The sequence below is a fragment of the Thalassobacterium maritimum genome (genome assembly GCF_031127805.1).
Lineage (GTDB): Bacteria > Verrucomicrobiota > Verrucomicrobiia > Opitutales > Coraliomargaritaceae > Thalassobacterium > Thalassobacterium maritimum.
Map to the genome: position 1 here is coordinate 1 of NZ_JARXHW010000088.1, position 7,281 is coordinate 7,281.

Annotated in this window: 5 protein-coding genes; 2 read left to right on the forward strand and 3 right to left on the reverse strand. The window is 53.6% G+C overall.

Annotated elements, in window-relative coordinates:
* Window positions 1-253: 253 nt before the first annotated feature.
* A complete protein-coding gene (locus tag QEH52_RS18780; protein WP_308952496.1) occupies window positions 254-1,126 on the forward strand; it encodes an ABC transporter ATP-binding protein in 873 nt (290 codons plus the stop codon).
* Window positions 1,127-1,256: 130 nt separating this feature from the next.
* On the opposite strand, the gene QEH52_RS18785 is transcribed toward QEH52_RS18780, so the two are convergent.
* From QEH52_RS18785 to QEH52_RS18795, 3 genes are all read right to left on the reverse strand, one after another.
* Window positions 1,257-1,994, reverse strand: coding sequence for a GTP-binding protein (locus tag QEH52_RS18785; protein WP_308952497.1), 738 nt, complete (start codon window positions 1,992-1,994; stop codon window positions 1,257-1,259).
* 54 nt (window positions 1,995-2,048) lie between these two features.
* Window positions 2,049-3,149 carry a chorismate synthase gene (gene aroC, locus QEH52_RS18790; protein ID WP_308952498.1) on the reverse strand — a complete coding sequence of 367 codons (1,101 nt, stop codon included), beginning with the start codon at window positions 3,147-3,149 and terminating at the stop codon, window positions 2,049-2,051.
* Window positions 3,150-3,254: 105 nt separating this feature from the next.
* Complete coding sequence (locus QEH52_RS18795; RefSeq protein WP_308952499.1) at window positions 3,255-3,920, reverse strand: response regulator transcription factor; 666 nt, start codon at window positions 3,918-3,920, stop codon at window positions 3,255-3,257.
* Between the two features lie 416 nt (window positions 3,921-4,336).
* On the opposite strand from QEH52_RS18795, the gene QEH52_RS18800 reads away from it, so the two are divergent.
* Window positions 4,337-7,072 (forward strand): TonB-dependent receptor plug domain-containing protein, encoded by a 2,736-nt coding sequence (locus QEH52_RS18800; protein WP_308952500.1) that lies wholly within the window; start codon window positions 4,337-4,339, stop codon window positions 7,070-7,072.
* Window positions 7,073-7,281 lie beyond the last annotated feature (209 nt).

Sequence of the window (7,281 nt, forward strand, 5' to 3'; positions counted from 1 at the left end):
TTGGACGTTCGATGTTGGACGTTCCTCGCTGTTGCAGGCGGAAACTCCAAATGTCCGCTGCGGAAACCGAGGCTGAAGCACTCGGCTACGTAAGACGCGACATCGAACGCTGAACGTTGAATGGAGCTTAGGCGGTAGAACGTAGCGGGGGCTCTTTAGATCCCGTTTTGCTTCGCTGAAGCATTCGAGTTTTTTGAGTGTCGGGAGTCTCGACGAGGCGTCCTGATCGCGCCCGGGATGAAAGTCCCATTCGATGTTGAACGTTGGACGTTCGATGTTCAATATTCTTGGTATGACTGATCTGCTCAAAGTCTCCGACCTACGAATCGCTTTTCACTCGCGTGGCGAGACCAACGAAGTGGTGCACGGCATCGACTTTACGGTGCAGGCAGGCGGGCAGACGGTGGCCATTTTAGGCGAGAGCGGTAGCGGCAAGAGTGTTAGCTGCATGGCATTGACTCAACTTTTACCGACGGCGCCTAGTTGCACGGTGAGCGGGGGGATTTTGTTTAAGGGCCAAGATGTGCTGCAGATGAATGCCGACGCGATTCGTCAGGTGCGTGGCCGGGGGATCGCTTATATTTTCCAAGAAGCTTCTTCTTCGCTGAATCCTGTTTTCACTGTCGGCTATCAAATCGCGGAGGCGGTCAAACTCCATCGTCCAGATCTTGAAGATGTCAAGGGGCGTGTCGTGGAGTTACTAGAGTTGGTCGGAATTCGCGATGCCGCCAAGCGCTACAAGGCGTATCCGCATGAAATGAGCGGCGGCATGCAGCAACGCGTGATGATCGCTATGGCGCTCGCCTGCGAGCCAGATCTATTGGTGGCGGATGAGCCCACCACCGCGCTTGATGTGACGATTCAAGCGCAGATTATGCAGCTGCTACGTGAATTGCGGGCGAAGCTCGGCATGAGTATCATATTGATCACTCACAACTTCGGCATCGTCAAAGGCTTCGCCGACGAAGTGATCGTGATGTATCGTGGTGACATCGTCGAGCAGGGCGCCGTGGATGCGGTCTTGAGCGATCCGCAGCACCCTTATACCAAGGCTCTGATCGCCTGTATTCCGAAGCTTGGACAAAAGCAGCACCGCTTGACGACGATTGAAAAAGAAATGGCGTAGCGCGTGGCGCGCGCAGTGGGGAGTGGAGCCTGCCTTTGTTTGGCTGGAGCGCGTGCAAGTTGGGCAGACCGGCGTCCGCGAGCGGACACGCCACCATGTTCAGCTGTGCGTCACCGGGAGGAATCGTTGTCTACTTAAGGAATTTCCCGATCTCGGGGATCGGTTTGGCGCGCTGGCCGCTCTCTAGTCGCTCGATATACATGTCGGGCTTGAGGTCGTCGGGCTGGTGCTCGTCTTCGAACTCGTCGTCTTCAATGGGGATCAGTTCATCGAAGTAGAGCGAAACGCGGCGTGGTTCGGGATCGAGCACTTCAGCGGGATTGCTGACGCGACCTTTTTTCACCATGATGAAGCGGGCCGGGTTACAGGCCTTTTTATACGAGGTTTCGAAATCTTTGACCCACTTGTTGCCAGCTTCTTCGCGGCGGTTGAGTAAGACGACGTCTGAGAAGTGGATGCAGGCGTCAAACCAGGCCTTGGCGACGGTCTGCTCGGAGAGAAAGTGGCAGTGCACCACCGTGAGCACGCGCGCGATTTGGCAATGATTGTGGTCAGTCCACGCTTTGATGGCTTCCGCACAGTCGGCGGGATCGCTGAGTCCGGGCGCTAAGAAAATGATCTTTTCGGGCGCGGCGGTTATTTTGCCATGGGTGACTTTGCTGTCTTTGAGCTTCCAGCTCACGACATTGACGTTGTCCAGTGCTTCGATCTGCTCGTCGTGCGTGCAGGCCGCTTCGCCTTCGGGGCGGAAGTAGAGCACTTGCTCGCTGTTAGGAATGCCACCTTCGATCAGGTCGAAAATGACTTCGCGGCGCCCTGAGTTCGGGATGCCAAGGACTAAATAAACGAGTGGTGCTGCGTCGGACATATTGCGGGCTGTGGACTTGAGAGCTGAAACCAGAGAGCTGGGACTAGAGGACTTTTATTTGCTTTCGAAATCGAAGCTTTGGCATTGCGCTTTGTGGCGCATCCAGTGGTCGACAAGGACCAGTGCGGCCATCGACTCGACGATTGGTACGGCGCGTGGCACGACGCAGGGGTCGTGGCGACCGCGGCCCATGAGCTCGGTTTCCTTGCCGTCCTTGTCGACAGTGGCCTGCTTTTGAATGAGGGTCGCAGTCGGTTTGAAGGCGATGCGAAAGACGAGTTCTTCGCCATTGCTGATGCCGCCTTGCACACCGCCGGAGCGGTTGGTGGCGGTGCCGACTTTGCCATCTTTATTGATGAAAATGTCGTTGTGCTCGGAGCCCTGCATGCGAGAGCCGTCGAAGCCGCTGCCGATTTCGAAGCCCTTAGTTGCGGGGATGGAGAGCATGGCTTTGGCCATGTCAGCTTCGAGACGGTCAAAGACAGGCACGCCGAGGCCGACGGGCAGGTTGCGGACCCGGCATTCAATGATGCCGCCGACGGAGTCGCCTTCGTTGCGCATGGCTTTGATGCGCTCGACCATTAGTTCGGCTGTCGCGGGGTGAGGGCAGCGCACGGGGCTGGCTTCGACTTCTTCGAGGCTTGGGAAATGTTCCAGCGCGGGCATTTCGATGTCGTGCACGCGGGTGATGTAAGCGCGCACTTCGATGTCGCCCGCGAGCTTGAGGACCTTCTTGGCGATGGCCCCCGCGGCCACACGACCGATGGTTTCGCGGGCTGAGGAGCGTCCGCCGCCTTCATGGTTGCGAATGCCAAATTTGGTTTGGTAGGTGAAGTCCGCGTGTGAGGGGCGGAACTTATCCTTCATTTCCGCGTAGGCGGAGGGGCGGTGGTCACCATTGGGCACGTAGATGCCAATCGGAGTGCCCGTTGTTTGACCTTCGTAGATGCCGGATACGATCTCTGCGGTGTCGCTTTCCTTGCGCGGGGTGGTGATTTCACTCTGTCCTGGACGGCGACGATCGAGTTCGAATTGTATTTCTTCGACCGATAGAGGCAGACGCGGCGGGCAGCCGTCGATTACAACGCCGATGCCTCCGCCGTGGCTCTCGCCCCAAGTGGAAATACGAAATAGTGTGCCAAAAGAATTACCCATACGGGGTGCATGCAAAGGCCACAGCCGCCGAAGTCAATCCTGCCGCGCAGCCTGTGGATGGAAAGTGTTTAGAGCTAGCTCGCCTAAAGTCTATGGCGTGCCCCACTACAGGTCGGCCGTGCTCATATCACCACCTGCGGGGTCCACCAACTTGTTGGCGATGGCCCAACGTGTAAGTGCGGCGACGTCGTGCAGGTCGAGTTTCTTCATGATATTGGTGCGGTGCGTGTCTGCGGTGCGTACGCTCATTCCCAATTTGGCGGCGATTTCTTTATTGCTGTAACTTTCAGCGATCAATTGTACGATTTCACGCTCACGAGTGGTGAGCGATTCCAGCGAATCATCTTGGCCGCCGCTCACCATCAGCTCTCGCATCACATCGACCACGCGTGGGCTAAAGTAGGAGCGACCGTCGGAGACTAGGTCGATTGCTTTCTCTAGCTCCGCCAAGCCCGCGTCTTTTTCGATGTAGCCAGTCACTCCGGACTTTAGTAGGCGATTGACCATTGAGTTGGAGGACGCGGCGGAAAAGACCAAAATATTGATTTTAGGGTTCTTCGCTTTTAAGCGGCGCAGCACTTCGCTACCGTTTAGGTTGGGCAGCATGATGTCGAGGATTACCAAGTCAGGTGCGTGTTCGAGGCAAAGTTCGTAGCCCTCGGCACCATCGCCCGATTGCGCTATGACTTCCATTCCTGCATAGCTTTCAACCAGCTGACATATGAGGTCGCGCATGATTGTTTGGTCTTCGATGACAATTACTTTTTTCATTTCAATATTAAGGTCGGAAACGCGTTTCGTGCCGGGCGAAGGGGCATCTAATAGCTGGGACATGATGATGGAAATATTAAAGTTTAAGGAAATTCTCTTTGAACTGGAAGTTCAGAGGCGTATGGGGCGCCGCGGATCGGATGCATGTTTGATCTAGGGCGACGTATGTAACTCAGATACAATTATCTAGGTGCTTTTCGCAGCCTTTTTTGTCAAGTGGGATAGCTTTCGGTTCCCATATTTACAAGGCATTCACATTTTGGGGGGTGGATTTCAGAGCAAGGTGAATTTTTGATCCATTGTAAAAAAATGCACAGAGTCAGTCGCATACGGAAATTACATTTCTGTCATAAACTAGAATGTCTTCGATGATTTTGGAACTAGTCTTGCTAACTACGAATGTTTCCCCTCAAAAAATGAAAAAGCGAAATATTGTAGTATCACCATTATTGCTCCTCTTGAATGCCTCCGTAGCGCTTGTTGCGGAGGAGGCTCCGGTTGTATTACCTGAGGCTCCACTCGCGGCTGAGGCCGCGGCAGAAACTGAGACTCCGGCTGGGGTTGAGAGTACGGCGCTTGAGTTGCAAGCGCCCGAAGAAGAGGCGGAGCAGGTCATACGTGTCGTCGGCACACGGGTGAAGCAGATCGACTATGAAACGACGACGCCGACGGTGATCTATGATAGCGAAGAGATCTCCCGCACAGGCTATGCGACTTTGGGGGATTTCGTTAAAAACCTGCCCTTCAATTCAGGCGCGACTATCACCGCTGAGGGCTCGGCACTACTCTCCGCGCCAGGTTTAAATAGTTTTAATTTCCGTGGTTTAGGAAATAATAATACGCTCGTTCTTATCAATGGACGGCGAGCTGCTCCAGCAGGGGCGGGCGGTTTTAATGGCTTTCAACAGGTCTTCGACTTCAACAGTGTTCCAAACGACATGATTGAGTCGGTCCAGATTCTAAAAGATGGCGGCTCTGCGATCTATGGCTCCGATGCGGTGGCTGGTGTGATTGATATCCAATTGAAGGAAAATTTTGATGGTGTTTCCACCACCACCAGCTACGGCGATAGCACGGGGGATGGGGATATGAGCGAAAAGAAGTTTTCTGTCATCATGGGGCGCACGGAAAAGAACTGGTCTTTCATTTTTCAAGCAGACATTCGCCAGCAGAATGGTTCGACACTCTCTGAATACCCACTCAGCGCGAGCACCGATCAAACTGCCAACGGAGGCTTCGATTTACGGAGCACTGCCAACTGGCCGGCGAATTTGACCATTGGCGCGCAATCCTTTGGTGTGCCTGGTAATCAACTGATTAGTGATCCCAGCTTAATCACAGGAACAGTGGCGCCAAATGTGACTAATCTGTATGATCCTGCGTCTGAAGAGGATCTGATGGGGGAAGTGCTCACCGGTGGCTTTTATGCGCGGGGGAAATATGAATTCAATCGTCAGTTGTATGCTTTTGCAGAAACTTCGTATCGGTATTTTACGATCTCCCAAGAGGCGGCTCCCGTGCCACTTCGCAGTTATTTAGAAAATGGAGATGGCCCCAACGGGGAACTCAATATACCCGCCGAGAATCCTTATAATCCACTTGGAAATGCGGCTGCTTTTGGGGCGGGCGTCGATTATAATCAGGATATTGGGATTTTCGAAGGTCGACTCGTCGAGTTGGGGAATCGTGAAATTTCCAGTGACCTGCAGTATTTTCGTGAAGTTGCCGGTATCGGTGGCGAGATCCGGGCCAGCTCATGGTCATGGGAAGTGGCAGGCACTTACTCGCTCAGCCTGTCTGATTTTGAAACCAAGAACATGTCGATTGATCAACGTGTGCAAGAGGCTCTGAATGGCACGGCGCCTGGGCTCACGGGCACTTACTTGAATCTTTTTGGCAGCAACGACCCCGATCTAATTGAGTATTTACGCTATGATGACCAATCGGATGGCTCTTTTCAGTCTGCGGGGCTGGATATGAACGCCTCTGGCGAAATTTTCGATCTGCCTGCGGGCCCCGTTCAGTTGGCCTTTGGTTTAGAACTTCGCAACGACCTGTTTAAGGAGAATCGCAATGCATATCAGGAGGCGGGACAGGTCATCGGCGGCAATGAACTTCTGTCTGTGAATGCCGATCGCACGGTAATTTCTGGCTACTTTGAGACCTTGTGGCAACTCACGACCACCACCGAATTGCAGCTTGCCGGGCGGATTGACCACTACTCCGATTTCGGTTTTTCGGCGACTCCCAAGTTCGGTATTAAGCAGCGAGTCGGGGACAATATCATATTGCGCGCCTCGTATGGACAGTCCTTTTTGGCGCCCAATCTCGCCTATTTGGAGGCACCCGCAGTGACGACGTATACCACGCCGCTCTTAGACCCCGAGCGGCCATTAGATTCGCCGACTTCTTTCAAGGAAGTGACTGGGGGTAATTCGGACTTGGACCCTGAAACGACGGAGACTTTTTATGCCGGCATCCAGTTTGAGCCAGGAGGCGCTTTTGAGGGCTTACGCTTGGCTGCCGATTATTTTCAATTCAATCGCGAGGATTTGCTGAATAAGCCGACTGCGGCAACCATCATTGCCAACGAGAGCCTATATCCCGGAGCCATCGAGCGCGATGCGCCTTCAGGGGGCACTCCAGGTAAAATTTTAGCGGTGAATACCCAATGGCAGAATGTGGATTCTCAAACCTATCGCGGAATTGACGTCTACGGTGATTATCTCTGCGACCTCGGGAGTGCGGGGCAGCTCTCTTTTAATGTCTACGTCACTTATTTGATGGAGCTAGAGTTAGGCTCTGGTGACAGCACGACTGATTTTGCTGGCGAGTATGGGAGTCCCGAGTGGCGGGGGAATGCCGGCGTGACCTATTTCTACGAGGACTGGATGGTCTCCGCGAATATGAACTATATCGGCGAGTATGCACATCAATTTGATACTGGGACAGAGCCAGTCATCGACGAAGACATTCGATATAATCTGACGGTTTCGTATGCGGGGTTCTGGGATTCAACGATTTCAGTTTCGATCTTGAATTTAACCGACGAGGAGCCCCCATTTGACGACAGTTCCACCGCCGGCTATAACCGATCTGTCAATAGTGGTCAGGGCCGCTTCTTTCGTGTCTCACTGACTAAAAACTGGTAGTTCTGAGGATACGTGTGACTGTAGCCTCGGTTCTCTGAACCGGGGGTAGCGGTTTGGCGGGAATGTGCTGCCTATTTCAACGCGAGCCCCAAAACAGAGTTTTGAGGATACGTCTGATTGTAGATGCTATGTGCCGATCTCTCCTAGATCAGGCTTTGAATCATTCTGATCTTATGGAGACTAAACAGGCCCGGGTGACGGACACCCGA